The sequence below is a fragment of the Serratia sp. MF1(2023) genome (assembly GCF_030954545.1).
Taxonomy (GTDB): domain Bacteria; phylum Pseudomonadota; class Gammaproteobacteria; order Enterobacterales; family Enterobacteriaceae; genus Serratia; species Serratia sarumanii.
This window is the reverse complement of record NZ_JAVHUX010000003.1, coordinates 1-24,482: the sequence shown is the minus strand read 5'-3', so window position 1 is coordinate 24,482 and position 24,482 is coordinate 1. Positions and strand designations below refer to the sequence as shown.

The window sequence follows — 24,482 nt, the reverse complement described above, 5'->3', positions numbered from 1 at the left end:
CGCTTCGGCACTCACTTCGGGGGCGAAATTCTTCGCCCCCGCTCCGCTACAGCAGTTTGTTGACCAGCAGGCCGAGCATGATGGTCAGCGTGAAGGAAAACAGCGTGCCGAGCAGCACATACTCGGTGCGCATCTTATCGTCGCTCTGGCGCAGATCGCCGAAACGGAAGATAGATTTGGCCGCCAGCAAAAAGCCGATCGCCGGGATTTGCCCCAGCAGCACAAAGGTCAGGATCAGCGTTCTCTCCAGATAGCCAATCTGTTTGCCCGCGCGCAGCAGCGAGTCGTTGTCGGCCTTGGCCGAAGGCGGCATTTGCGGCGTCCAGTGCGCCAGCAGTTGCCCGATCAGCAGGCTCATCGGCAGATAAATCAGGCTGTAGGCCACCAGCACCAGGCCGGTTTGCCAACGCCCCAGTTGCCGCCCCAGCGCGGCGAGCAGTTCACCGGCATTCGGCGTCAGCCCCAGCCACAGCAAGGCGATTACCGCCAGATGCAATCCCTGATCGAGCAGGAAACTGCGGGCCGGGCTCAGGCGGTTCATCGCGGTGACCTTCAGTAAATCGATCAGGTAGTGGCTGACGGCGATGATCAGCAGGCTGGCCAGCACCTGAAGTGAAGAAAGCCCGCCGTGCAGCAGGCCGAAACCGGCCACCACCCAGGCGGCCAGCACCCCGTGCAGCAACGCGTGCAACACCAGAAAACGTGAACGCGCGCGATGCTGGATTTTATCTTCCACCCAACTCAGCGGCTGCAGCGGAAAATCCGCCAGCAGATGGACGAGCAACAGCCAGGCCAGCAAAGGCGCATAGGTCAGATCCATAGTCAGACGATCCTGTTAATGGCGTGAATAAACCGCATGATTTCCTCGTAGGCCGCGCGTTTCAGCGCGGCGGAGACCGTGGAGGCGGCTTTTTGCAGCTGATCCGCCACGGCAGCGCCGCTGTCGGCGAACATTCTCGCCTGGACGATGCGCGCTTCGGTCTGCGACAGGCGGCCAATCACATGATCTAACATCGGCAGCAGATCGCTGACAATGGCGTTTGTCCGATCGTTGTCGGTTTTCAGAGCCAGCCGGCAATTTTTCGCCATGGCGTCCAACGCGCTGCCGGAGTTGATAAAGGCGCTGCCATAGCCGGCGGCGTCGGGCCGTTGGCTGCCCAGCCCGACGGCGACGCGCGCATCCCAGTGCGCGGCGCCCGTTGCCCGCAGCGCGAGGCGAATATACACCGCCAGCAGCAGCCCGTCCTCCGGGGCGGCCTGCGCCTGGAAGGCGTCGCCGCGAAAGATTTCCACCTGATGCAGCCGCCCGTCGCGCCGCAGCCGATCGAGCAGGCTATGCAGCTCATTGAGGTAGTTGACGGTGTCTGATCGGCGGGAATCGACCAGATCGCCGCTGATTACGCTGATTGGCGTCGGCATGACATGTTCCGATGTTTATAGAAGGATGACTATAAATTCGCACCTGGATGCGAATATGTCAATAATTCGCCTTTAGGGGCGAATTTATCGGATTTTCGCCTGTGAGGACGAATTGAGGCAGGGTGAGGAGGGGAATGAATGGCCGGGAATGCGCGGGCTGCAGGCTCGCCACCGGCGGCGTAAACGGAAAGTGGCCGGCAACCGGCCGTTCAGAAGCTTTTAACCAGCACGTCACGCGGCATTTCGCTGCCGTGTTTCAGCAGGTGCTCAAACGATCGCTCGCTGCTTTTCAGCTGCTGCAAAAATTCCTGCGGCGACAGATCGTGTTTTTTGCCGCTCATGTAAGCCAGCGCCAGTTCTTTTGCCTGATAGCGGGAGAAGTTGTACATGGTGTCCTCGATACGGTGAATGTCAGTGCTCACGATTGTAGCGAAAGAGCACATAATGAACAGCGGCTTTGGCGTATGGAATCGATAGCCGAAACTTAACTTGCCGGTTGCAACAGCTCATCGCACAGGCGCTTGATCACCTGAGCCTGCGGCAGGCCGTTGTGCAACATCTGGCGGATATGCTCCGAATCGCTGATGCCCTGGCGGACATGGCGCTCGATCGCCTGTAGCACGGCCCGATCCTCCCGTCGCTCGGCGAACCCGCTCAGCGCATCGAGAGTGTGCAGGATATGGGCGGTCAGGCTGCTGCGACGCAGCGTCGCGGGATCGACGTATTCGGCGGCGAAACCGCTGCGATAGGCGTTGATCTTGTTGTAATTGGTGAAGGCATCGTATTCCGGCGCGATCGGCGTGCGGTGTTGCAACAGAAAATCAGCCAGCAGACGGCAGTAACCGACCAGCAGCACGGCATGCGCGAGGCGCAGCGGCGTATCGCAGATGCGGATCTCCACCGTGCCCAGCTCCGGTTTGGGCCGCGCATCCCAGTAAATATCCTTGATGCTTTCAATCACGCCGGCGGCGTTCAGCCGTTCGTAATAGGCGTTGAATTCGCGCCAGCTGTAGATGTGTTCCAGGCATCCGTAGTTGGGGAAGGAATTCTGCGCGCTGAAACGGGAGCTGGCAAAGCGCGTATCGACGCCCTGGTACAGCGGTGACGATGCGCTGAGCGCGATCAGCTGCGGAAAGTAGGGCGTCAGCGCATGGCACAGGTACATCGCTTCGTCCCCGTCGTTGACGCCGAGGTGGATGTGTTGGCCGAACACGCAGGCCAGCTTGGAAAGATAGCCAAAGCGGCTGGCCAGCTGCCTGTAGCGCGCGTTGTCGCTGATGACCTGCTTGCGCCAGTCGTTGCTCAGATGGCGGCCGCCGCCGCAGACGTCACAGCCCAGGCGCTGCGCGCTGCGCCGGACGGTATGGGTCAGGGCGCGCAGCTCGGCGTGCAGCTCATCGAGATCGCGGTGCACCGAGCTGTTCAGCTCCACCATCGATTTGGTGAGCTCATGTTTGACGCGCCGGCGGTCGCCGACCGCGCTGACCACCCGGTCGGCCCGATCCGTAAGATCGTAGTGCTTGTCATCGACCAGCTGCAGCTCTATTTCGGTGCCGATGGAGAGCCTTTCCGAACGTTTGAATGTGAGCGGCATGGTGCCTCCTTCCTGCAAGAACAGCATAAAGATAAGTATATGCCTCGGCGAGGGGGACAACGCTTTGTGTTTTATATTTGTTTTTCAGAATATGAAAATGGTATCTTCATGAGCGATTTGTGGAGACGATAAGGTTAACGGGAGTGCGACATGACGTCATTGACGCCGCTGAAGCTGTTTAAAAACCTGTCGGACGAGACGCGTCTGACGCTGGTGCTGTTGCTGCGCCACGCCGGTGAGTTGTGCGTGTGCGAGTTGTCGGGCGCATTGGCGCTGCCGCAACCCAAAATCTCAAGGCATTTGGCGATGCTGCGTGAAAGCGGGCTGTTGCTCGATCGGCGCGATGGCAAGTGGATATATTATCGCCTGTCGCCGCATATGCCGGCTTGGGCGGCGGGGATTATTGAGCAGGCTTATCAGTGTCGGGCAGAACAGATGATGGAGTTGGGGCAACGCGTAGCGAAAGGCTGCCCGTAACGGTAAAAAATTTGCGCAAACACATGCGAAAAATCGAATATGTATATGTGAAGAGGCGGTGAGACGGCGATGATAGTGGCAGGAGCGATCTTTATTCTGACGTTGGCCTTGGTTATCTGGCAACCGAGAGGGCTGGGCATTGGCTGGAGCGCGGCGTTCGGCGCGGGATTGGCATTACTGAGCGGCGTGGTGCACGTCGGCGATATTCCCGTGGTGTGGCAGATAGTCTGGAATGCGACCGCGACCTTTATCGCCGTCATCATCATCAGCCTGCTGCTGGATGAGAGCGGCTTCTTTGCCTGGACTGCTCTGCACGTCGCGCGCTGGGGCAACGGCAAAGGCCGATGGCTGTTTACCTACATGCTGCTGCTGGGGGCCGTGGTGGCGGCGCTGTTTGCGAACGACGGCGCCGCGTTAATCCTTACGCCAATCGTGATCGCCATGCTGTCGGCGCTCGGCTTTCGCCCTGCGGCGGTACTGGCTTTCGTGATGGCGGCGGGCTTTATCGCCGATGCCGCCAGCTTGCCGCTGGTGGTGTCCAATCTGGTGAATATCGTTTCGGCGGATTTCTTCCGGCTGGGCTTTACGGAGTATGCGGCGGTGATGGTGCCGGTCAACCTTGCCGCAGTGGCGGCGACCCTGGTGATGTTGCATCTGTTCTTTCGCAAGGATATTCCGCGGCGCTACGCGTTGACGCGTTTACCGATACCCCAAGAAGCGATTCGCGATCGTGCGACTTTCCGAGCCGGCTGGGCGGTATTGGCGCTGTTGCTGATTGGCTTCTTCGCTCTGGAGCCGCTCGGCGTGCCGGTGAGTTTGGTCGCTGCCTGCGGCGCGCTGGTTCTGCTGGCGGTGGCGAAACGTGGGCGCGCGATCGACACCGGCAAAGTGCTGCGCGGGGCACCCTGGCAGATCGTGATTTTCTCGCTGGGCATGTATCTGGTGGTCTACGGGCTGCGCAATGCCGGCTTGACCGAGCTGCTTTCCGGCGTGTTGGACGCGCTGGCGCGGCAGGGGCTGTGGGCGGCGACGCTCGGCACCGGCTTCCTGAGCGCGTTTCTCTCTTCCGTCATGAATAATATGCCGACGGTGCTGGTGGGGGCGTTGTCAATCGACGGCAGCGGCGCGGAAGGCGTCATCAAGCAGGCGATGATTTACGCCAACGTCATCGGCAGCGATCTCGGCCCCAAAATCACCCCGATCGGCAGCCTGGCCACGTTGCTGTGGCTGCATGTGTTGGCAAGGAAGAACATCGTCATTACCTGGGGCTATTATTTTCGCGTGGGGCTGGTGATGACGCTGCCGATCCTGTTCGTCACCCTGGCCGCGCTGGCGCTGCGGCTGTCCGTTTGATCCTGATAGGAGAAACCGTCATGAGCAGTATCAAGATTTATCACAACCCGGCTTGCGGCACGTCGCGCAATACGTTGGCGCTGATCCGCAACAGCGGCGTTGAGCCGGAGGTGATTTTGTATCTGGAAACACCGCCCAGCCGTGAACGGTTGATTGCGCTGCTGGCCGAAATGGGGATGACGCCGCGCGCGCTGCTGCGTAAAAACGTCGAGCCTTACGCCGAGCTGAAACTGGATGAGACCGGCTGGAACGATGAGCAACTGATTGACTTCATGCTGCAACAGCCGATTTTGATTAATCGGCCCATTGTGGTGACACCGCTCGGCACGCGCCTGTGCCGGCCGTCGGAGGCGGTGTTGGATATTCTGCCGGATCCGCAGCGCGGGGCTTTCAGCAAAGAGGATGGGGAGCCGGTGATCGATGCGCAGGGCTGCAGGATAACCAAAGGTTGATCGCTGCGGCCCTGCGCCCAGGCAAAATCAGTGCAGTTCGGCGCCGCTGCGATCGGCCAGCGCTTCCAGCAGCGGGGCGGACGGCACGAAGAACAGGGTGCCGGTCACCGCGTGGCTAAAATCGAGCAGCCGATCGTAGTTGCCGGCCGGGCGGCCGATAAACATGTTTTCCAGCATCTGCTCGATTGGCTGCGGGGAGCGCGCATAGCCGATAAAGTAGGTGCCGAATTCGCGCAGGCCGGGGCGGCCGAACGGCATGTTGTCGCGCAGAATTTTCACCTCGTTGCCTTGCTCGTCGGTGATGGTGGTCAGCGAACTGTGCGATGACGACGGTTTGACCGCTTCATCCAGTTCGATGTTGGACTGCTTATGGCGGCCGATGATCTTCTCCTGCGTTTCCACGCTGAGCGAGTTCCAGCCCTGCATATCGTGCAGGTATTTTTGCACCAGCACATAGCTGCCGCCGCTGAACGCCGCGTCTTCGTCGCCGATCACCGTGTAGTCGAAGGCTTCGTGCCCCTCCGGGTTCTCCGTGCCGTCGACGAAGCCGATCATGGCGCGCTGATCGAAGTAACGGAAGCCGTGCACCTCTTCGACCACCGTCACGGCATCGCCGAGCTTGCCGACCAGCTGCGAGGCCAGTTCGAAACACAGATCCATTTCATCGGCGCGGATATGCAGCAGGATATCGCCGGGCGTGGCGACGGCGACGCGTTCCCCGCTGCCGATCGGGCTGAACGGATGCAGCTGGCGAGGGCGCGGGGCACCAAACAGCGTATCCCAGGCTTCGGAGCCGAAGCCGCAAACGCAGGTGAGGTTGCCCGCCGGCGCGCGTTTGCCGACCGAACGCACCACGGCGGCGATGTCGCCGCACCAGGCGCGCACCGCCGCCAGATGGGCGGGAACGGGCGACAGAGTGGCGACGATGAAGATGGCATGGCGCGTTACCGGCGTGAATACGGCTTGCGGCGGGTTGTTATTTGCATTCATTGCATTCGGCTCCAGTGTGTTCGGGTGAAATCGATCAGATCAAATTAAAGTGCTCGTCGGGTTTCATCGGCGGCGGCAGCGGGCTTTGGTCGTTCATTTCCAGCAGGTTGCGCTCGATGGTGTTGCAGATGGCGTTTAACGGCAGATGGTTGGCCGACACGCCGAACGGATCTTCCAGCTCTTCGGCCAGTGAGTCCCAGGATAAGAAGGTATAGGAAATGAACACCGAAACAAACGGTGTCATGTAATGCAGATCGGTCACCAGGGCAAAAGGCAACAGGCTGCAGAACAGGTAAACGGTGCGCTGCAGGATCAGGGTATAGGCGAACGGCACCGGCGTGCTGGCGAGCCGTTCACAGCCGCCGAGGGCGTGGGACAGCTCGCTCAGCTTGTTGTCGAGCAGCTCGAAGGTGATGTCGCTCAGCAGCCCCCGTCGGCGCAGCTTGCCGATCTCCTGGCCCAGCATCAGCAGGATGCGGTTGGTCGGCATCGGGCTGGCGATCACCTCCGCCAGCTCTTTGCTGCTGAGGTTGTGGTACAGATCGGCGGTCGGATCGGTGGCGCGCAGCTGATGCTTCAGGCTCCAGCTGAAGGCGATCAGCAGCTTGGCGACCTTCTGGTGCACCGCCGGTTCGTCCGGCAGCAGGCTTTTTATCTGGCGCAGCAGGGATCGCTCGGTAATCAGCAGCGAGCCCCACAGGTTGCGCGCTTCGACAAAACGGCTGTAGCCGGCGTTATTGCGAAAGCCGAGAAAAATCGCGATGGCGATACCCAGCAGGCTGAACGGCGCGATGGTCAAATGCACGCCGAGCTGTTCGTACCATTGATAGCTGATCACCGCCACTATCGACATCAGCACGTTCAGCGACAGGCGAAAGGTGATCTTTGACAGCACGGAACCGTGCCAGGCGAACAGGCGAAAAAACCAGTTCTGGTTCGGGCGAATTATCATGACGTGGGTGCTTCCTGGTGTCCTGCTATTGAGAATAGTCGATTCTTATCCGGCGGCGCTATGCCGCCGTCGTCGATTGCCAGAGCCGCTGCGGGTGCGTATAGACGGTGGCGCGCCCTGGCTTGCTGAAGCCCACCAGCGTCAGGTTGCTGCGCTCGGCCACCTCGACCGCCAGGCGGGTGGCGGCGGAAACGGCGAACAGGATCTCGACGCCGCACATGGCGGATTTTTGCACCATTTCATAGCTGGCGCGGCTCGACACCAGCGCCGCCCCTTGCAGCCACGCCTGTTGGCTGCGGTAGCCCAGCAGCTTGTCGAGCACCACGTGGCGGCCGACGTCTTCACACCCGCCGCTGAGCGCGCCATCTGGCTGGATCCAGGCCGCCGCGTGGGTGCAGCCGGTCAGTTTCCCCACCGTTTGCACCTCCTGCAGCTGCGCCAATGCCCGGTCGAGCAGGGCCAAATCGAAGCGTTGCGTGAAGGGCAGCGGCGCGATGGGCTGGGCGACCTCCTGCAGTTGTTCCACCCCGCAGACACCGCAGCCGGTGCGGCCGGCCAGGCTGCGGCGCTTCTCTTTCAGCTGCATAAAACGGCGGCTCGAGAGTTCCACATGCACTTCAATGCCGTTGCAGGCCGGTTGCTGGCGGATGTCGTAGATATCGTCAGGGGAGGCGATGATGCCTTCGGACAGCGAAAAACCGATGGCGAAGGCCGCCAGATCTTTCGGCGTCGCCATCATCACCACGTGGGAAATGCCGTTGTACACCAGGGCGACCGGCACTTCTTCCGCCAGCCAATCCTGCTGCGCCAGAGCCAGATCGTTGCGCTGCCAGACCGCGTGGCGCGACAGGCATTCCTGTTCGATATCGTCGGTTTCTGCGAGGAGTAGGTGCTTGTTCATAACGTTCTCGTGACCGTCGGTGACGAGGCGCCGACGGGGATGAATTCTTATTAGCAGGTGTGGGGATTATACAGGATTCTGATCCCGCTCGCGCAGGGAATGACGTCTGCCGGCGACCCCACCAGGTTATCCACAGTTTTGGTGGATAACGTGTGTGCAAGGGGCGGTGAAACGCTTAGCAGGCGTAAAAAAAAATCGCTCAGAAAATTATTATATTACGCGGCAAAGCGCGATCTGCAGGGGGATTGGGGGTTGCACGCGTTCGCGTTTTGTTTATGCATTACTGTATAAATATACAGCTTGGTTGTGATTATGCTGAGCAATTCAAGGTTGTATGCTTTTTCACCAGCTGAACCCCTGACGTTACCGCTGTTTGCCGATCGTGTGGCCTGCGGCTTTCCTTCCCCGGCGCAGGACTATGTCGAGAGCAGGCTGGATATCGGCAAGCTGCTGGTGCGGCACCCCAACGCCACCTACTTCGTGCGCGCCAGCGGCGAGATGGAGCGTGCAGGATGGATCAGGCACTACCGACAGATTAAGAAACTGAGCATCCGAGAAACAGCAGACGCGACAGGCTACAGTACTTCCCGAGTTTGTCGCATTCAGGCCTTCTATAAAGAAGTTGAGACTGATTAAAAAGCAGCCTTAATGTACAATAATTTTCGATATCCAAACTGACCCATGAAAATCAATGAGTAGAGGTGAAAGATGATTTCATACAAAAAAACCATACCTGCTCTTGTCATATTCGCTTTATCTAATGCTGTGGCATATGCGAATGATTTCGACAAATCAAATGAAGCGATGGCAATTTCAGCAATAGGTTTTTCTGGCTCAAATGCTCGTGTTGCACATGATGTTTGTGGGGCAACCAATGAGAAAATTGATAAATATAAAAAACAAATAAAAGACTCATTAACTAGAACATTAAAGTTTGAACAGTCAGGATTCGATACGCATTGGGATAATGGTTGGAAAAATGCTGATTTTTTGGTTAAGTCATTAAGTAATGATGAAGCCTATAAAAAAGAATATTGCCGAGAGGTTTTAGATGGAATTAATAATCCTGAAATGAATTAAGGATTATTCCTTATTCGGGGTTCTACGCCGGAACCCCAGATTTTTCCGTCCGCTAAAATTATCCCTGGTTGAGCAGCTTTATACCGTCAGCTCGCAGTGGACCATCAGGGGAAATGTGGCGGTACAGCGTTTGTCGGGTTATCCCAAGCTCCTGGCATAACGTACTGACTTTCGTCTCTGGCCGTCCCATTGATGCCATTGCCAGTCGCAATTTTATTGGCGTCATTTTGTAAGGCCGTCCGCCGTTCCTCCCGTGAGGCAAGGCCTGCCGCTGTTCTTTGCGGCGCTGTACGCAGCAGAGACCGACGGCCGCGCGCGACACCCGCTTAGTCCCGCCCTCTGGTCAAATGCAGGCTGACGTGTACAGCCTGCAGGCAGAGGATTTCGTCTGGCAACCGGTATCGCCCGCCGTCGGCGCCGTTCGCAATGACAATCCCTCACTCATCCTGCCCATCGATACGCAAACGGTCTGAGTGCCGCATTATCCACAGTTTTGGTGGGTATCATGTGTGTAAACACACGCGAAGAACGCCAAAAGCTGCAGGAAAAATCACTCAGAAAATTATTATATTACGCGGCAAAGCGTGATCCGCAGGGGGATTGGGGGTTGCACGCGTTCGCGTTTTGTTTATGCTTAACTGTATAAATATACAGTTTGGTTATGATTATGCTGAGCAATTCAAGGTTGTATGCTTTTTCACCAGGTGAACCCCTGACGTTACCGCTGTTTGCCGATCGCGTGGCCTGCGGCTTTCCTTCCCCGGCGCAGGACTATGTCGAGAGCAGGCTGGACATCGGCAAGCTGCTGGTGCGGCACCCCAACGCCACTTACTTCGTGCGCGCCAGCGGCGAGTCGATGATCGACGGCAATATCCAGGATGGCGATCTGCTGATCGTCGACAGCGCCCTGACGCCGGAGCACGGCAATATCGTGATCGCCGCGGTGGACGGCGAATTCACCGTCAAAAAGCTGCAGCGCCACCCCGACGTGCGGCTGTTGCCGATGAATCCCGCCTATGCGCCGATCGTGTTCGACGACGAGGCGCAGCTGGAGATCTTCGGCGTGGTGACCTTTATCGTCTACGCGGCGCGGTAACTTCGGCCCTTTTTTTCTGCCCGATCTTTTCGTTGGCGTGACCTCTCTACTGAGTTTCCAGTTCAATACACTCAGGGGAATCCTTCATGGCCATAAAAAACAAGAACGGCGCAGGGCGTACGTTCACATCAGCCAAACGCATTACCGGGAAGCGCGTCGCTATCGGGATAGGATGCGCACTATCGGGCATGCTTACCTCCGCGATGGCGGCACCCGGTGCGTCGGCATCACCCTCGGCGGTCGAACAGCCCGCTATCCTTTCCTTCGCCATTCCCGCCGGTGATCTGGCGCCCGCCTTGCAGACGGCGGCCGCTAAGGCCGGCGTGATAGTGATTTTCACGCCCGAACAGACGCGTGGAAAAAGCACCGCGGGCCTGCAGGGACATTATCGCCTCACCGACGCGTTCAATACGCTGTTGGCGGGCAGCGGATTGCGCGCTCAGCAAACCGCACAGGGATATCGGTTGGTCGACGCCGGGCCGGTTCAGCCGTTGACGATACCGGAGCTGTCGGTGGTCGGCGGTTTGTCCGACAGCGTCGCCGCCGGCCGTTCGGTGCTGGATAAAGAAGACATCGAACGCGTGCAGGCAGACAATATCGCCAGTTTGCTTGATCGCTTGCCCGGAGTAGGGATGGCGGGATCGCCGCGCCCGGGCGGCCAAAGCCTGAATATCTGGGGCATGGGCGACATGGAAGATGTGAAGGTGGTGCTGGACGGGGCGCCGAAGGGATTTGAGAAATATCGGCAGGGTTCGGTATTCATTGAACCCGAATTGCTGAAAAAGGTTGAGGTCGATAAGGGGCCGCACAATCTGTTGAACGGCAATGGCGGCTTTGGCGGAACCATTACGCTGGAGACCAAAGATGCCGGGGATATGCTGCTGCCGGGCGAAGATTTTGGCGGCTTGCTGAAATACAGCTACCACACCAACGATCGCCAGGGCATTTACAGCGGTGCGTTGTACGGCCGTACGCCGGAAGGATTTGCCGACGGTTTGATCTACATGAGCAAGCGTGACGGCGGCAACCTGAAGCGGCCGGACGGCACGCGCTTTGCCTATTCCGCCAACGATCAGGCTTCCTACCTGTTAAAAACCAATATTTATCTGAGCGAGGCGCAAACGCTGACGCTATCGGCGATGCGCTCCGATTCCGATGGCTGGCAGCCTTTTGCCGCCAAGCGGGACGATATCGCCGCGCCCAGCCAGGCGGATATCGATAAATATGGCCGGGAAGAAGCGTGGCGCCGCATTCTGGTGTATCGCGACCAGACGGACACCAATTACTCGGTGAAATGGAATCTGGCGCCGGAAGCGCAGCCGTTGCTGAATCTGACGCTGTCTTATGCCTATTCGAAGACAGAACAGCATGACAAGCGGCCGGATTCCGCGTCAAAGTTCAGCTATCTCGGTACGTTGGGCAATGAAAGCTGGGTGAACTATACCGATCGGCAGTTTGACGTCAGCAATGAAAGCCGTTTCGCCAGCGGGCCGCTGGAACACAAGCTGTTGCTCGGCGCGCGTTGGCATAAACACCAGCGCGATACCCTGATGTATTACCCCTCGCAGGTGAAAAACGCCAGTTACAACTACGGCTATTTCCAGCCGTATTACATGCCGGCGGGCGAACAGGAAACCCGCAGCGTTTATCTGCAGGATGCGGTCAGCTTCGGCAGCCTGACCGTGACGCCGGGCGTGCGTTACGATCATGTGACCAATACCGGGCAACCGAACCGGGCGCCGCGCTATAACGACAGCGATCCGCTCGTGGGCCATGATTACAGCAGCGTGACCTATACCGGCTGGTCGCCGCATTTGGGCGTGATGTGGAAAGCGACGTCGAATCTGTCCCTGTTTGCCGACGTCAGCCGCACCTGGCGCGCCCCGGTGATCGACGAACAGTACGAAGTGCAATACGCCGCTTCCAGCGTGCCCGGCACCAGCCGCGGCCTGCAGGTGGAACGCATGACGGGCGTGCGCCTTGGCGCGGTGCTGGACTTCAACGATGTGTTGATGGCGCGAGACAGCCTGCAGATCCGCACTACGCTGTTCCGCAATCGCGGCAAGGACGAGATTTTCTATCGTCGCGGCGTAGTGTGCGACGCCGCACGGCATGGGGGCCAATGTGGTCAACCGTTGTCGAACTATCGCAACTTGCCGGGCTATACCATTGAGGGCGTGGAGCTCGAATCGTTTTATGACAGCGAAAGCCTGTTCGGCAGCCTGTCGTTCTCCTCGATTCGCGGCAAACGCGACGCTTCACCGCGCGATCCGTGGGGCAACGAAATCTGGATTGCCGAAATTCCACCCGTTACGGCACACGCGATGCTGGGCATGAAAGTGCCGCAGTGGGACATGGCCTTCGGCTGGACCGGCGATTTTGTGCGTAAACAGGATCGTTCACCGGCCGACGGCGATCCAATGGCCGTTGTCTGGGCGCTGCCGAAAACGTCGGGTTATGCATTGCACGGCCTGTTCGCCTCGTGGCAGCCCAGCGGTTTGCAGGGCTTCGAAGCTCGCGTCGCGGTGGACAACCTGTTCAACCGCGATTATTACCCTTACCTGGGCGAATCGGTGTCCGGCGTAGGGCGCAACATCAAGTTTAGCGTTAGCCAACGTTTCTGAATATCCTGCTGACAGGGGCCATTTTGGCCCCTTTTCACGTTTTCTCTCCCGTATTTCCCTACTTTTTCGCCGTTTATAAATCATCAGCAATCGCTTGACACAGAAGTTACAATTTTAAAATAATAATAATTATCATTTTCAATATCATTATCAATTGGTGTCACCGAATGGCAAGGAAAGAGGCCGCGGCAGCCAACGGGTTTGCTCAACAGCTTTACCTTGAGCACCACAGTTGGCTATGCCATTGGCTGAGACAGAAGGTCGGATGCGCGCATCACGCCGAAGACCTGGCGCAGGATACGTTCATCAGTATTTTACTGAGTCCGCAGTTGCTTGCCATTCGGCAACCACGCCCCTTCCTGGCGACCGTGGCGCGCCGGCTGGTGGCGAATTATTACCGACGTAAAACAATCGAAGAGAGCTATCTGCAGGCCTTGAGCGAGCTGCCGGCGATCGAGGCGCCCTCGCCGGAGGTCCGTCAACAAACCCTCGAAATGCTCGAACAGTTGGATCAGGCGTTGGACGGATTGCCGGCGCACGTTCGCGAGGCTTTCCTGTTGGCGCACCTGCAGGGCATGCGTTATTGCGACATCGCTGAACGTTTGCGGGTGTCGACCAGTTCGGTGAAACAATATCTGCAGCGCGCCAATTTGCACTGTTTCTTTGCATTGGCGGCGTAACGGCAGGTGCGGAACCCATGATGGAATCGGATATCGATCGGCAGAGCGCGCGTGAGGCCGCCGCCTGGTTAACCCAGCTGATGTCGGAAGAGGCAAGCGACGCGGATAGGGAAAACTGGCGGCGTTGGTATCAGGCGAAACCGGAAAATGAACGCGCCTGGCGGCATATCGCCGCGTTTTCATCCCGTTTTTCTCTGCTTAACGGGGCGGCGGCGCAGCGTAGCCTGTCGCAGTTGCCAAACCCGCAACGCCGCCGGTTGCTGAGAAGCCTGGCGGCCATCGGCGTGGTAGGGTCGGTTGGCATCGGTTCTGGCGCGCTGCCATGGCGCCCCTGGCTGGCGGATTACCGCACGGCGGTGGGGGAGCAGCAAACCGTCGCGTTGGCGGATGGCGCGCAGTTGATGCTGAACACGCAAACGGCGGTCAACGTCAGCCTTCAGCAGGCCGCATTGCTGGAAGGTGAAATGATGGTGAATCTGCCGCCGGAAAGCGGCGCGTTGACGGTGAGGCTGCCGCAGGGCGAGATCGTGGCGCAGGCTGCTCGCTTCAGCGTTCGCCTGTGGGAAACCTACAGTGATATCGCCGTTTATCTTGGCCGGGTCACAATCCTTTCGCCGGCGCATCGGAACGCGGTGCTCAACGCCGGTCAGGGCGGCAGATTAAGCCGGCAAGGCATTGGCGATCCGTACCGCGTGACGCAAGAGCCCGGTTGGCGGCAAGGCATGCTGTTGGCCGACAACATGCGGCTGGACGACTTCCTGATGGAGCTGGGGCGTTATCGTCAGGGCGTTATTCGCTGCCGGCCGGAGGTCGCCGGCCTGCGGCTCTCCGGTGCGTTCCCGCTGGCTGACCCCGAGCGCGTCATTGCGGCTCTGCCCGGTGCGCTGCCGGTTAGGGTAAATATGCTGTCAAAATACTTCATTACCGTGTCATAAAGTTTTTTACTCTGCCATTATGGTATTTCCTTTTCGTTTAGTCTGTTCTTTCTCGTTCCCTGCCCGGTGCCGCGTGCCTAAACGACCTTTCTGACATACCCCGACCGCCGTTGACCGCTGCGTACGTTGGTCTGTTTCACGCTTAACCTGAGTATCGTTTTCCATGTTGAATCACAACGTATTACCTGCCGATTTATCTTTACCGCCTACAGGCGGGCGATTGCGCTGGGCTACCGCCAATGTGTTGGCGTTGGGTCTGCATGGTGCGTTGTTGTTTGGCCTTGGTTATCACCTGGTGCCACCGTTGCTGCCCGCGGCGCAACCGATGGTGTTGATGATGGTTGCCGAGCAGGCGGAATCGATCCCCAACGCAGAGCCGATGCCAACCGGCGTGCGCCAGGTGCAGGCGGTGGCGCAACGGCAGGCCAACCGGGAACCGGAGGCGGCGATGCCTCCGCTGATTCATGCGCCGCGTGCGACGGAGCAGCAGAGCAAGGCCAAAGGGCAACGGAACGACCCCATCAGACCGAAGACGGAACTGCCGCGTCCAAGGCAAAAGGAACAGGAAAAAATAGCGTCTGCAAGCTCAATAGCATCAAGCACCAGCGCGCCGCCGTCTCTGGATGGAAAGCGTGTTGCCGCGCCGCAAACCAGCGTGGCGTCGCAGCCGAGCCAGGATGCCTCGGTCTGGAGCGGCCTGCTGTTGGCGCATTTGAGCCGTTTCAAACGCTACCCGGCCCTGGCGGTACGCCAGCAGCGCCAGGGCATTGTTCAGGTTGCCGTGACGTTGGATCGGCAGGGGAACGTGCTGGGTGTGAAGCTATTGCGATCGAGTGGGGTTGCTTCGCTCGACCGGGAGGCGCTTCAGTTACCGCAGCGCGCTTCTCCACTGCCCGCGCCCGGCAACGAGATCGCAGCGGGGCAGGCGGAATTCAGCGTGAACATTCCGATTCGTTTCGATCTGCGTGAAGTTCGCCGTTAATGAAAAACTTGGCTCCAGGTAAACGGAGGCTGAGTTAAAAGCCAATGCGCATCAAACGGATAGCAGCGATGGGGTGGTTTCTACTTGATCGTCGCCAGAAAAATACAAATACTGTATGCATGAACAGTAATCTGGTGCCGTTATGAATAACAACCCACTGACGATGAAAGGTCGGTAACCATGTTCGCTCTGGTAGACGTCAACAGCTTCTACGCTTCCTGCGAGACCATCTTTCGGCCCGATCTGCGGGGGCGGCCGGTGATCGTGCTGTCCAACAACGACGGCTGCGTGATCGCCCGCAGCGCCGAGGCGAAGGCGCTGGGCGTGCCGATGGGCGCGCCTTATTTCAAGATCAAAGAGGAGATGCGCCGCCGCAACGTCGCGGTGTTCTCCTCTAACTACGCGCTGTAGTAAGTTAAGTGGAATGCAACATGTGATCGCCAACACTGAACGTGTTCTCACATCAAAGGTGAATACCAATGACCAGACGTCCGCTTTCCACTTGCAGCATGCTCTTTGTCGAACAATGGCTGAAGATCCTGGCTGATTTGGGGCGTGCTCCAGCCACGATACTCGCCTACCGCCAGGCGCTGGCACATTATTTGCGTCACTGTGAGACGCAGGCATTGCGGCCCGAGTCCGCGTGCTTTGAGGACTTTTCTGCCTATCTTCGCCCGCAGTTGCCGGGAATGGTGCACCCCGTCGCCAGCGCCACCTTGCAACTGCGGATCTCCGCCATTCGCCTCTGGTATGATTTCCTCTTCTACCAGGGAAACTGTGACCATAACCCGGTGCCACGCACCCTGCAGCCCGCTACGGGTTTCAGTGCACGGGGACTGGTGCCGCGTATCGTCAAACTGCCCCGTATTCCGGATGATCCGGGCTGGTTTGCCTTGCTCGGACAGGCAGCACATGCTTCTCTGCGCGACCGGCTGATGCTGGCGCTGGCCTATTATGGTGCCCTGCGGCGGGCCGAAGTGACCGCCCTCAGGGTCGAAGACCTGGATCCGGGGCTCCGCTTGATCCGTATCCGGGCGGAAACCACCAAAAGTCGGCGCGAGCGCGTGGTGTGCTACAGCCAGGCCGTAGCCCCGATGCTGGCGGCACACCTGCAGCAACTTCGACGGGAAGGGCATACCGGCGGCGCGCTGTTTCGTTCGGTGTCGGACCGTAACCACGGCGTCCCCCTGAGCATCTGGAGTTGGAGCAAGACGGTGCGGCGCTGGGCTGCACAGGCCGAATTGCCGGATTTTTCAACGCATACCTTCCGTCATCTGCGCCTGACGCACCTTGCCCGGGCCGGCTGGCGACTGCACGAAATCGCCGCCTATGCCGGCCACCGCGATCCCCGCACCACGCACCACCCAGATATACCTGCACCTGTCCGGTACCGATTTGTCGGCCAAAATGGCCGGGGCGATCGCGGAGCAGGACCGGCGCGTCGCCAGCCAGGTGTTTGGCTGTCCGGAGGTGTCCCATGCCGACTGAAAATCGCCCCCCGGTGATCTGGCAACCCTTTGAGCGAGCGGCCTACCGCCTCGACGATACGTTGTCAGAAGAAGACCGCCGGGCTATCAGCACCGCTCACGGGCGCACGCTGTATCAGCACCGCCGGCCTGTCCCGCCGTTATTGCAGCCGCTGGTCGTATTGCCCGGCGCAGCGGGGCGAGCGGGCGGATAGTCCGGGTGACCATCCAGGCTGTCCTGGCCGAAATAGCCCGCCTGAATATGCCCTGTCACCGCTGGACGGCAGAGCGCTGGCAGGCGATGTATCAGCATCGGCGGCTAAGTGGGCCGTTGCTGGCGGCGTTTGCCTTCCACCTGAGCGATGTGCCACTCCCGCTGCGGGACACGCGCTGTCGGCAACCGCTGTGTTATGCCCGCGCCGTATTTGGCCAATTTAAAGAGAGGCAGTAAAACTGCCTCTCTCACTAAGGCTAATGGGCTGGACGAATAACTTCGTTATTTATCTTTTCAGCTATTTTGTCATCAATTTTCGATGACAAATAACTGATAGCCATAATTCTAGCAATGGTTATAGCTGTTAACGCCAGGCCTGTGACAGGAAGCATACTCAGAATGGCACCAAACAACCCCATAGCGACACCTGTGGCCACACCACTCAGAACCCAGGACTCCACCTCCAGCATCAGCGGCCCCCAGTTGCCAGTTTCATACCCTTCAATGCTCTTCTCCCGCACTTTCTCTGCTTTCAGGGCCACATCTGCGACTTTGAACGCCCGGCTCATATTTGCAAGCTTCTTAGCCGTATCACTGGCTTTAAAACTCTTCCAGGCATTAATCAGTGCGTCCCTATCGCCTTTGTTAATTTTCATTCCCGGATTAGCCATGATTTTATTCAGAGATGCCATAGCCTGCTTATGGGTGCGCAACGTTTTACCCTGAAAATTTTTAATATCATTCGCAATTTCCTTTGCCACTGCCTTATATTTTTCACTCAGGTGTTCGCCGAGCTTTTCACCCATATCTGAAATCAGTTCGCTGGCTTTAAGTAACGCCTCCTTTTCATCACGAGCCTTCTCTGCTGCTCTGAAATCCATAAATCCTTTGATGAAATTGCGAAGATTTTTGTGATTGAGCTTTGGTCCCTTCCAGTTACTGTACTCAGCTTTCATGTTATTGATGTCACCACCAGGCACTGTAACCCTGATTGTTGCACCAAATTCAGTATGCAGAGTATATGAACCTGTACCGTTTGCTGAATTATCATCAATTGATTTAGCCAGCATCGTTTTTTCGGGGTCTGAGGAGGCGTAACTACCAGGTTTACCGGGAACTGGTGTGATTGTTACACCTTTCCCCTTGCTACCTTTACCACCTACGCTACTTCCACCATGTCCTCCTGGTTTATTCTCTGGAGTGCTCTCACCATGAAATGTAATATGGAAGGATCCGTCATTATGAAAACCATCATTTGGATGAGGCTTATCACTCCAGGACCATCCATTTGAATTACCGCCATTCCCGGATGCACCTGAAGTATTCCCGGAGCCGGAATTTCCCATGCCCGGGTTTTTGCCACCGCCGAATGCATTGTTATGGGCGTTATCAGCACCATCGCCACTCATAATCTTTTCCTCTCTGGCTGTTTACGTTAAAAAATGAGTCGTGCAAATAACTGTATGCACAACCAGTAACTTACTCTACCGATACTGTTACAGCGATTGGTCAGTGTTGTGCCATTGTTCTCACAACATCGTCACGGTATGTGCATCAGCGCATGCAGGTGACAGCTGAGAGGCAAGAGAACGCCATCTGGTCAGGGGCGCCGGCAACACGGCGCGGCTCTATCGCATTAAAAAGATGAGGTCAGCAAAAGTTGCGTTGTTCATATGTCAGGCAGCCAGCAGATAGAACTGCTCTGCCGGGGACAGGCCGTTCCCGTGCGGATGCTGATACTGTCCCTTACGCAACATGTGTATCAGTTCGATGCCTGTAAGAAGTGTCTGCGCCCGCCGGAACGATTTGAATCCGGTCATCAGCTTAATCCGTCGTTTGATATTGCGGTGATCCTGCTCCACCAGGCTGTTCAGGTACTTGCTCTGCCTGATGGTGATGGTTTCCTCTTCCGGCCTGACGGAGTTGGGCGTGGCGGCCGTGTTGGCGCCACTTTTATCGAACGCATTGCCATATGTTACGACAAAACGGTGAGGAATTATCTGGCGATGGTGAAACTGGGCTGCATCCGACTGTTTTACAGGACGTTATGCAATTAAGGGACACAGCCTAAATATTACATTTTTGTTTTTTTTTGCTTTCTGTCATCACTTTATGGTGACAATCACAATAATATACTTACCCTGAGACTAACTTAACCACGGTGAGGTAAAAAATGAAATTTGAACGCCACCATAGAATATTGAAAGAAGTCAGTATATCGGGAGTTGTAAAAGTTTCAAATCTGGCGAAAAGTCTCAAGGTAACAAAAGAAACCATTCGTTCAGATCTCAATGAACTTGCCGGGCAGGGATATCTCACTCGCTGCCATGGTGGTGCATTTATTACCCTTAAATCTCTTGATAACGTTGCAAAAAACGAAATTGCTTATGTGCTGGAAAAATATGAACCAGCGAAGAAAATAAAAAAAGGCTTCTCTGCCATGAAAAATAACGTATGTGTTATTGGCTCGTTCAATGTTGATATTATAAGTTACCTACCGAGGCTACCCTCGACAGGGGAATCATTACTTGCCGATAAATTTATCTTTTCGCCAGGCGGTAAAGGATGTAATCAGGCATTAGCAGCAAGCTATGCCGATTCTGATGTGCATTTTATTACTAAAGTAGGGTTAGACCATTTTAGTGATTACGCCATTAATTTTATAAACTCATCAAAAATCCATAAAAGTGTTATTTACCAGACCAAAGCAACACAAACAGGTACAGCTACCATCATGGTTAATGGAGATAGCGGGGATAACGTCATCGCTATCTATCCCGGTGCTAATATGACAATTTCACCTGATGAGATCACCATACAAAAAGAAGCTATCATTCATTCAGATATTGTTCTAGTACAACTGGAGACAAATTACGAGGCACTTCAACAAATAATTCGTCTCGCACGGGAAAATTATATCCCGGTCGTTATCAACCCAGCGCCATACAATGAAATGGTTAATACCATCATTGATGGTGTCGATTATATCACACCAAATGAAACCGAGGCTGGCCTGCTGGCAAACATGTCCGTGAATGATATTGAATCGGCCAAGTGTGCAGCGAGGATTATTCATCAGAAAGGCGCCAAAAATACCATTATTACATTAGGTAGCAAAGGTTCTCTCGCTTATGATGGAATGAAATTCATCTATTCTCCGGCATTCCCGGCAGTTGTAAAAAATACCGCTGGGGCTGGCGATGCCTTCAATGGCGCACTCGCGTCTGGCCTTGCTAAAGGAAAGTCACTGGCATTCGCATTGTGCTACGCCAGCGCATTCGCTTCGCTTGCTGTTGAAACACCCAATGCCTCTGACATGCCAGAAAACGAATCCGTTCTTCATCGCATTCAGGGTTCTCATTACAAACAAACTATCTCTACTCACTAAGCCAAGGAGCAGACTATGAACAATACGCAAAAAAAACTAAAGGTGCTCTTTATTGGAGAATCCTGGCATATTCACATGATCCATTCAAAAGGCTATGACAGTTTCACCTCCAGTAAATATGAAGAAGGTGCTACATGGTTACTGGAATGTTTAAAAAAAGCTGGTATGGGAATTGATTATATGCCTGCTCATACCGTACAAGTCACATTCCCAGAGAGTATTGATGAGCTAAACCGTTACGATGTCATTGTCATTAGCGATATCGGCAGCAATACGTTCCTGTTGCAAAACGAGACGTTCTATCAGCTAAAAGTAAAGCCAAATGCTCTGGAATCAATTAAAGAGTATGTTAAGAATGGTGGTGGACTGCTCATGATTGGCGGTTATCTGTCATTTATGGGTATTGAGGCAAAGGCTAATTACAAGAACACCATTCTTGCCGAGGTTTTGCCAGTTATTATGCTTGACGGCGATGACAGGGTAGAAAAACCAGAGGGTATCTACGCTGAGGCTGTCTCGCCTAAACATCCTGTCGTTAACGGATTATCAGACTACCCGGTATTTCTTGGATATAATCAGGTTATCGCCAGAGAAGATGCCGATGTCGTATTAACAATAAATAATGACCCACTATTAGTGCTCGGTGAATACCATCAGGGTAAAACCGCCTGTTTTATGAGTGACTGTTCGCCGCACTGGGGAACTCAGCAATTCATGTCCTGGCCTTTTTATACCGACCTGTGGGTTAAAACACTTCAATTCATCGCCAGACAATGAAAAACAATGGAGTAACGAAAGTTGCTCCTTTTATAAAGCATAAGGATTGCTGTATGAATAAGAATAATTACTCGCCCCCCTTACTGATGCTTGCAACCATCTTAGCCGGTATGCTTTCCCCAATGCAGTCTGCCGTTAATGGGCAATTGGGACACTGGCTGCAAGATGGTAATGCCTGCGCAGTAATCTCGTTCGCCAGTGGTCTAGTTGTCATGTTTTTTATTATTATTGTGCGTAAAGAAACACGTCAGCAATTCGCGTCGATCCCTACTCTGATTAAAAAGCGGAAAATCCCGTTGTGGAATTGGTTTGCCGGGTTATGCGGGGCGATGGTCGTATTTTCTGAAGGCGTATCAGCCAGCGCGTTGGGCGTTGCCACTTTTCAAACTGCATTAATTTCCGCCCTGCTCCTTTCCGGCCTGCTCTGCGACCGTTTTGGAGTCGGTGTGGATGAGAAGAAATATTTTACGCCATGGCGCATTGTTGGCTCATTGTTCGCTGTTATTGCCACGATTTTTGTCGTGTTACCACAGTGGCACTCAACTTCCTTTATCCTGCTTGCTATCATTCCATTTTTGGCAGGATTACTCGCTGGCTGGCAGCCTGCGGGGAATGCCAAAGTCGCCGAGGCAACGGGCTCCATGCTGGTTTCCATTACCTGGAACTTTATCGTCGGCTTTTGCGTCCTGGGCGCAGCGCTGGCGATACGTATCGCATTAGGTCATGTCACCGTCCAGTTACCCGATACGTGGTGGATGTATCTCGGTGGTCCGCTGGGTCTGCTGTCCATCGGGCTGATGGCGATTCTGGTCAGAGGATTAGGTCTGCTTATGCTGGGCGTAGCTTCTACCGCGGGTCAGTTGCTGGGATCGGTGTTGATTGATGAGTTAATCCCATCATTAGGCAATACGGTCTATCTGGTCACCATCATCGGTACATTATTCGCGTTAGTTGGCGCCATTGTTACCACCATCCCCGAATACAGAGCATCCAAAATGGCGCAAAAAATGGAGGTGTCAGGATGAAAGGTTTTCTGCAAACTGTGACAGGCCCTGTGGCGCACAAGGATATGGGTCTGACGCTACCGCATGAGCATCTGTTTAACGATCTGTCATCGGTTGTTGACGAACCACAGTATGCTTTTTCACAGCAACTGGTGGGAAAGAAAGTAAGTGCTGACCTGCAGTGGGGGCTGAAACACGACCCATACTGCTGCGCCGATAACATGGACAGAAAAGAGATTGATGATGTCATCTTTGAAATCAATAATTTTATGTCACTGGGAGGCAGGACTATTGTCGACGCAACGGGTTCTGAATCTATCGGTCGGGACGCCACATCATTGCGGGAAGTGGCAATAAAAACCGGTTTGAATATCGTTGCTTCATCAGGACCTTATCTGGAGAAGTTTGAAAGCGCCAGGATCCATAAATCTGTCGAGTTGTTAGCCTCACTAATTGATAAGGAACTGAATCAAGGGATTGGCGAGACGGATATTCGCGCCGGTATGATCGGTGAAATTGGCGTATCACCCGCTTTTACCCAAGCGGAGCGCAATAGCCTACGGGCAGCTTCTCTGGCACAACGTAATAATCCTCATACGGCGATGAATATCCATATGCCAGGGTGGTTGCGGCTGGGTGATGAGGTACTGAATATTGTCCTTGAAGAGATGAACGTCTCTCCGGCAAAAGTTTCGCTGGCGCACTCAGACCCGTCAGGAAAAGATGTTGCCTATCAACGTAAAATGCTCGACCGCGGCGTGTGGCTTGAATTTGACATGATTGGTCTGGACATTACTTTCCCTAAAGAAGGTATTGCCCCGGGAGTTCAGGAGACCGCAGATGCGGTAGCACATCTGATTGAACTGGGTTACGCCGACCAGATCGTATTAAGCCATGATGTTTTTCTCAAACAGATGTGGGCAAAAAATGGGGGGAACGGTTGGGGATTTGTCCCGAATGTTTTCCCCGCCTATCTGGCTGCCCGTGGGGTTGACAACGATACTCTTCGCAAGCTCTGTGTTGATAATCCAGCGCGGTTACTCACAGCGTAACTAGGCTGTGTCGAGCCTGTACATAAATTTGTGTAATTGCCTGATTTTGATATGTTCAATCCAACATCAAAAGCAGGTTAATTTATGGACGAAAACAGTTGCAGGCTCTGGCTAACGAACTGGCCAAAAAATCTCAAAACCCCTGAGGTTCTCAACCAGTTCGATCGCCTGCTGAAGAAAATCAGCGTCGAGGTGGCGCTCAATGCCGAAATGACCCATCATCTCGGCTACGATAAAAATCAGCCCAAACCGGCGACCAACGCCCGCAATGGCTATACCACGAAGACCGTTACCACCGGCGATGGCCCGCTGGAGCTGCGCACGCCGCGCGATCGTGACGGTTCCTTCGCCCGAGAGCCACCTGATGTGCCTCCTTACAGGTGTAAAAGGTGGCATCGGAGATGGCGTGCTTACGGCAGAGCTCACGGGCAGAAACCCCGGCTTCAGCCTCGCGGAGGATACTGATGATCTGTTCGTCGGAAAAACGCTTCTTCATGGGGATGTCCTCATATGGCTTATGAAGACATTACTAACATCGCGGTGTATTAATCAACAGGAAGCAGGTCAGTTATAGAGGTTATAGAGTTTGGTGAAATCAAAAGCGCCAGCGGCTTCTGATGCCGAACGTTGAGTGGTGAACGGTGTATCTGACACGAGCCTCCATTGCCGTTTGTGATATACATATAACCAGTACTTTTTCGTCGCATCCTTGCATATTGCAAGTAACGGCATGTCATTATGGGTTGGTCGCGGGAACTGTTGACTTTTGTTCAGGATGAGTACCTGTTTAGTGGAGATAGTGATACTGTTCACTTTGCACCTCCTTTTGCTGTTCCTTTTTGAATAAAAAATGGTTGAGACTTAGTTAATGTTAGTCTGAGCTTATATAATATGCAGTCAAGTACTAGATCTGTAACCCCCTATCTCTGAGGCCAATATAATAGTCAGTAGAGTTCTGTAATCGTCCTGCGCATTCTGACGCTAAGGCCATTTTCAGCATCTTCAAGGATAAATGGAACGGCACGACGGACTCTTGAGACTATCGC

The 24,482-nt window shown here is 55.3% G+C and carries 24 protein-coding genes and 7 pseudogenes; 20 read left to right on the top strand and 11 right to left on the bottom strand.

Features of this window, described 5'->3' with window-relative positions:
• Nucleotides 1–46 precede the first annotated feature (46 nt).
• The 4 genes from REA38_RS00290 to REA38_RS00275 form a co-directional block, all read right to left on the bottom strand.
• A complete protein-coding gene (locus REA38_RS00290) occupies nt 47–820 on the bottom strand; it encodes a DUF3307 domain-containing protein (RefSeq protein ID WP_033635070.1) in 774 nt (257 codons plus the stop codon).
• Between the two features lie 2 nt (nt 821–822).
• A complete protein-coding gene (locus REA38_RS00285) occupies nt 823–1,419 on the bottom strand; it encodes a hypothetical protein (protein ID WP_033635069.1) in 597 nt (198 codons plus the stop codon).
• 209 nt (nt 1,420–1,628) lie between these two features.
• Nucleotides 1,629–1,808 carry a hypothetical protein gene (locus REA38_RS00280; RefSeq protein ID WP_004935085.1) on the bottom strand — a complete coding sequence of 60 codons (180 nt, stop codon included), beginning with the start codon at nt 1,806–1,808 and terminating at the stop codon, nt 1,629–1,631.
• Between the two features lie 95 nt (nt 1,809–1,903).
• Nucleotides 1,904–3,013: a YbdK family carboxylate-amine ligase gene (locus REA38_RS00275; RefSeq protein WP_033647839.1), complete on the bottom strand. Its 1,110-nt coding sequence runs from the start codon at nt 3,011–3,013 to the stop codon at nt 1,904–1,906.
• Nucleotides 3,014–3,163: 150 nt separating this feature from the next.
• On the opposite strand from REA38_RS00275, the gene REA38_RS00270 reads away from it, so the two are divergent.
• The 3 genes from REA38_RS00270 (at nt 3,164) to arsC (ending at nt 5,295) form a co-directional block, all read left to right on the top strand.
• Nucleotides 3,164–3,490 carry a metalloregulator ArsR/SmtB family transcription factor gene (locus REA38_RS00270; RefSeq protein WP_033647837.1) on the top strand — a complete coding sequence of 109 codons (327 nt, stop codon included), beginning with the start codon at nt 3,164–3,166 and terminating at the stop codon, nt 3,488–3,490.
• Nucleotides 3,491–3,559: 69 nt separating this feature from the next.
• Complete coding sequence (locus tag REA38_RS00265; RefSeq protein ID WP_048321743.1) at nt 3,560–4,843, top strand: arsenic transporter; 1,284 nt, start codon at nt 3,560–3,562, stop codon at nt 4,841–4,843.
• Between the two features lie 20 nt (nt 4,844–4,863).
• Entirely contained in the window at nt 4,864–5,295 is a 432-nt protein-coding gene (gene arsC / locus REA38_RS00260; protein WP_048321742.1) for a glutaredoxin-dependent arsenate reductase, read from the top strand.
• 27 nt (nt 5,296–5,322) lie between these two features.
• Here arsC and REA38_RS00255 read toward each other — a convergent pair whose 3' ends face one another.
• Genes REA38_RS00255 through fdhD form a run of 3 tightly spaced genes read right to left on the bottom strand, consistent with a single transcriptional unit; the run spans nt 5,323 to nt 8,138 of the window.
• The gene (locus REA38_RS00255) at nt 5,323–6,285 is read right to left on the bottom strand and encodes a Dyp-type peroxidase (protein ID WP_033635063.1); all 963 of its coding nucleotides are present in this window, start codon (nt 6,283–6,285) and stop codon (nt 5,323–5,325) included.
• A gap of 34 nt (nt 6,286–6,319) precedes the next feature.
• Complete coding sequence (locus REA38_RS00250; protein ID WP_033635062.1) at nt 6,320–7,237, bottom strand: bestrophin family protein; 918 nt, start codon at nt 7,235–7,237, stop codon at nt 6,320–6,322.
• A 58-nt stretch (nt 7,238–7,295) separates the two neighbouring features.
• The gene (fdhD, locus tag REA38_RS00245) at nt 7,296–8,138 is read right to left on the bottom strand and encodes a formate dehydrogenase accessory sulfurtransferase FdhD (RefSeq protein WP_374213764.1); all 843 of its coding nucleotides are present in this window, start codon (nt 8,136–8,138) and stop codon (nt 7,296–7,298) included.
• A gap of 312 nt (nt 8,139–8,450) precedes the next feature.
• On the opposite strand from fdhD, the pseudogene REA38_RS00240 reads away from it, so the two are divergent.
• Together REA38_RS00240 and REA38_RS00235 are read left to right on the top strand one after the other, a co-directional pair.
• Nucleotides 8,451–8,636, top strand: a pseudogene (locus REA38_RS00240) (DNA polymerase V); the annotation flags it as partial.
• A 210-nt stretch (nt 8,637–8,846) separates the two neighbouring features.
• Nucleotides 8,847–9,218 (top strand): hypothetical protein, encoded by a 372-nt coding sequence (locus REA38_RS00235; protein ID WP_125460725.1) that lies wholly within the window; start codon nt 8,847–8,849, stop codon nt 9,216–9,218.
• 58 nt (nt 9,219–9,276) lie between these two features.
• Here REA38_RS00235 and REA38_RS00230 read toward each other — a convergent pair.
• Nucleotides 9,277–9,483: pseudogene (locus tag REA38_RS00230) on the bottom strand (resolvase); the annotation flags it as partial.
• A 396-nt stretch (nt 9,484–9,879) separates the two neighbouring features.
• Between REA38_RS00230 and umuD the strand changes: the two are divergent.
• The 9 genes and pseudogenes from umuD (at nt 9,880) to REA38_RS00185 (ending at nt 17,452) form a co-directional block, all read left to right on the top strand.
• Nucleotides 9,880–10,314, top strand: coding sequence for a translesion error-prone DNA polymerase V autoproteolytic subunit (gene umuD, locus REA38_RS00225; RefSeq protein WP_033635060.1), 435 nt, complete (start codon nt 9,880–9,882; stop codon nt 10,312–10,314).
• Nucleotides 10,315–10,400: 86 nt separating this feature from the next.
• The gene (locus tag REA38_RS00220) at nt 10,401–12,938 is read left to right on the top strand and encodes a TonB-dependent hemoglobin/transferrin/lactoferrin family receptor (RefSeq protein ID WP_374213763.1); all 2,538 of its coding nucleotides are present in this window, start codon (nt 10,401–10,403) and stop codon (nt 12,936–12,938) included.
• Between the two features lie 167 nt (nt 12,939–13,105).
• Nucleotides 13,106–13,618 carry a sigma-70 family RNA polymerase sigma factor gene (locus tag REA38_RS00215; RefSeq protein WP_025303329.1) on the top strand — a complete coding sequence of 171 codons (513 nt, stop codon included), beginning with the start codon at nt 13,106–13,108 and terminating at the stop codon, nt 13,616–13,618.
• Nucleotides 13,619–13,635: 17 nt separating this feature from the next.
• Nucleotides 13,636–14,553 (top strand): FecR domain-containing protein, encoded by a 918-nt coding sequence (locus REA38_RS00210; protein ID WP_033647829.1) that lies wholly within the window; start codon nt 13,636–13,638, stop codon nt 14,551–14,553.
• Between the two features lie 220 nt (nt 14,554–14,773).
• Nucleotides 14,774–15,535, top strand: coding sequence for an energy transducer TonB (locus REA38_RS00205; RefSeq protein ID WP_053063703.1), 762 nt, complete (start codon nt 14,774–14,776; stop codon nt 15,533–15,535).
• Nucleotides 15,536–15,715: 180 nt separating this feature from the next.
• A pseudogene (locus REA38_RS00200) lies at nt 15,716–15,943 on the top strand (DNA polymerase V subunit UmuC); the annotation flags it as partial.
• A gap of 71 nt (nt 15,944–16,014) precedes the next feature.
• Nucleotides 16,015–17,040: a site-specific integrase gene (locus tag REA38_RS00195; RefSeq protein WP_308884495.1), complete on the top strand. Its 1,026-nt coding sequence runs from the start codon at nt 16,015–16,017 to the stop codon at nt 17,038–17,040.
• Nucleotides 17,013–17,216 (top strand): hypothetical protein, encoded by a 204-nt coding sequence (locus tag REA38_RS00190; protein ID WP_308884493.1) that lies wholly within the window; start codon nt 17,013–17,015, stop codon nt 17,214–17,216. Before REA38_RS00195 ends, REA38_RS00190 begins: the two co-directional genes overlap by 28 nt.
• Before the next feature lie 5 nt (nt 17,217–17,221).
• The gene (locus REA38_RS00185; RefSeq protein ID WP_308884492.1) at nt 17,222–17,452 is read left to right on the top strand and encodes a hypothetical protein; all 231 of its coding nucleotides are present in this window, start codon (nt 17,222–17,224) and stop codon (nt 17,450–17,452) included.
• 20 nt (nt 17,453–17,472) lie between these two features.
• On the opposite strand, the gene REA38_RS00180 is transcribed toward REA38_RS00185, so the two are convergent.
• On the bottom strand, nt 17,473–18,624 hold the full coding sequence (locus REA38_RS00180; protein ID WP_308884491.1) for a colicin-like pore-forming protein: 1,152 nt from the start codon (nt 18,622–18,624) through the stop codon (nt 17,473–17,475).
• 267 nt (nt 18,625–18,891) lie between these two features.
• Nucleotides 18,892–19,173: pseudogene (locus REA38_RS00175) on the bottom strand (DDE-type integrase/transposase/recombinase); the annotation flags it as partial.
• Nucleotides 19,174–19,176: 3 nt separating this feature from the next.
• Here REA38_RS00175 and REA38_RS00170 point away from each other — a divergent pair.
• From REA38_RS00170 to REA38_RS00145, 6 genes and pseudogenes are all read left to right on the top strand, one after another.
• Nucleotides 19,177–19,272, top strand: a pseudogene (locus REA38_RS00170) (IS5/IS1182 family transposase); the annotation flags it as partial.
• Between the two features lie 116 nt (nt 19,273–19,388).
• Entirely contained in the window at nt 19,389–20,603 is a 1,215-nt protein-coding gene (locus REA38_RS00165) for a PfkB family carbohydrate kinase (protein WP_308884490.1), read from the top strand.
• 15 nt (nt 20,604–20,618) lie between these two features.
• Nucleotides 20,619–21,380 carry a glutamine amidotransferase gene (locus tag REA38_RS00160; RefSeq protein ID WP_308884488.1) on the top strand — a complete coding sequence of 254 codons (762 nt, stop codon included), beginning with the start codon at nt 20,619–20,621 and terminating at the stop codon, nt 21,378–21,380.
• A 53-nt stretch (nt 21,381–21,433) separates the two neighbouring features.
• The gene (locus REA38_RS00155; protein WP_308884486.1) at nt 21,434–22,405 is read left to right on the top strand and encodes a DMT family transporter; all 972 of its coding nucleotides are present in this window, start codon (nt 21,434–21,436) and stop codon (nt 22,403–22,405) included.
• Nucleotides 22,402–23,436, top strand: a complete 1,035-nt coding sequence (locus REA38_RS00150; protein WP_308884484.1) for a phosphotriesterase-related protein — start codon at nt 22,402–22,404, stop codon at nt 23,434–23,436. The genes REA38_RS00155 and REA38_RS00150 overlap by 4 nt, the downstream gene beginning before the upstream one ends.
• Before the next feature lie 80 nt (nt 23,437–23,516).
• A pseudogene (locus tag REA38_RS00145) lies at nt 23,517–23,784 on the top strand (transposase); the annotation flags it as partial.
• 16 nt (nt 23,785–23,800) lie between these two features.
• On the opposite strand, the pseudogene REA38_RS00140 reads toward REA38_RS00145, so the two are convergent.
• Nucleotides 23,801–23,932, bottom strand: a pseudogene (locus REA38_RS00140) (transposase); the annotation flags it as partial.
• Nucleotides 23,933–24,482: the final 550 nt, after the last annotated feature.

What these genes read in the sequence shown, in the direction of transcription:
- arsC (WP_048321742.1), top strand. Translation starts at nt 4,864, where the DNA reads ATGAGCAGTATCAAGATTTATCACAACCCGGCTTGCGGCACGTCGCGC.
- REA38_RS00210 (WP_033647829.1), top strand. Translation starts at nt 13,636, where the DNA reads ATGATGGAATCGGATATCGATCGGCAGAGCGCGCGTGAGGCCGCCGCC.
- REA38_RS00220 (WP_374213763.1), top strand. Translation starts at nt 10,401, where the DNA reads ATGGCCATAAAAAACAAGAACGGCGCAGGGCGTACGTTCACATCAGCC.
- REA38_RS00180 (WP_308884491.1), bottom strand. Translation starts at nt 18,624, where the DNA reads ATGAGTGGCGATGGTGCTGATAACGCCCATAACAATGCATTCGGCGGT.
- REA38_RS00195 (WP_308884495.1), top strand. Translation starts at nt 16,015, where the DNA reads ATGACCAGACGTCCGCTTTCCACTTGCAGCATGCTCTTTGTCGAACAA.
- REA38_RS00235 (WP_125460725.1), top strand. Translation starts at nt 8,847, where the DNA reads ATGATTTCATACAAAAAAACCATACCTGCTCTTGTCATATTCGCTTTA.
- REA38_RS00255 (WP_033635063.1), bottom strand. Translation starts at nt 6,285, where the DNA reads ATGAATGCAAATAACAACCCGCCGCAAGCCGTATTCACGCCGGTAACG.
- REA38_RS00265 (WP_048321743.1), top strand. Translation starts at nt 3,560, where the DNA reads ATGATAGTGGCAGGAGCGATCTTTATTCTGACGTTGGCCTTGGTTATC.
- REA38_RS00250 (WP_033635062.1), bottom strand. Translation starts at nt 7,237, where the DNA reads ATGATAATTCGCCCGAACCAGAACTGGTTTTTTCGCCTGTTCGCCTGG.
- REA38_RS00285 (WP_033635069.1), bottom strand. Translation starts at nt 1,419, where the DNA reads ATGCCGACGCCAATCAGCGTAATCAGCGGCGATCTGGTCGATTCCCGC.
- fdhD (WP_374213764.1), bottom strand. Translation starts at nt 8,138, where the DNA reads ATGAACAAGCACCTACTCCTCGCAGAAACCGACGATATCGAACAGGAA.
- REA38_RS00275 (WP_033647839.1), bottom strand. Translation starts at nt 3,013, where the DNA reads ATGCCGCTCACATTCAAACGTTCGGAAAGGCTCTCCATCGGCACCGAA.
- REA38_RS00165 (WP_308884490.1), top strand. Translation starts at nt 19,389, where the DNA reads ATGAAATTTGAACGCCACCATAGAATATTGAAAGAAGTCAGTATATCG.
- REA38_RS00280 (WP_004935085.1), bottom strand. Translation starts at nt 1,808, where the DNA reads ATGTACAACTTCTCCCGCTATCAGGCAAAAGAACTGGCGCTGGCTTAC.
- REA38_RS00290 (WP_033635070.1), bottom strand. Translation starts at nt 820, where the DNA reads ATGGATCTGACCTATGCGCCTTTGCTGGCCTGGCTGTTGCTCGTCCAT.
- REA38_RS00155 (WP_308884486.1), top strand. Translation starts at nt 21,434, where the DNA reads ATGAATAAGAATAATTACTCGCCCCCCTTACTGATGCTTGCAACCATC.
- REA38_RS00150 (WP_308884484.1), top strand. Translation starts at nt 22,402, where the DNA reads ATGAAAGGTTTTCTGCAAACTGTGACAGGCCCTGTGGCGCACAAGGAT.
- REA38_RS00215 (WP_025303329.1), top strand. Translation starts at nt 13,106, where the DNA reads ATGGCAAGGAAAGAGGCCGCGGCAGCCAACGGGTTTGCTCAACAGCTT.
- REA38_RS00190 (WP_308884493.1), top strand. Translation starts at nt 17,013, where the DNA reads ATGCCGACTGAAAATCGCCCCCCGGTGATCTGGCAACCCTTTGAGCGA.
- REA38_RS00160 (WP_308884488.1), top strand. Translation starts at nt 20,619, where the DNA reads ATGAACAATACGCAAAAAAAACTAAAGGTGCTCTTTATTGGAGAATCC.
- umuD (WP_033635060.1), top strand. Translation starts at nt 9,880, where the DNA reads ATGATTATGCTGAGCAATTCAAGGTTGTATGCTTTTTCACCAGGTGAA.
- REA38_RS00270 (WP_033647837.1), top strand. Translation starts at nt 3,164, where the DNA reads ATGACGTCATTGACGCCGCTGAAGCTGTTTAAAAACCTGTCGGACGAG.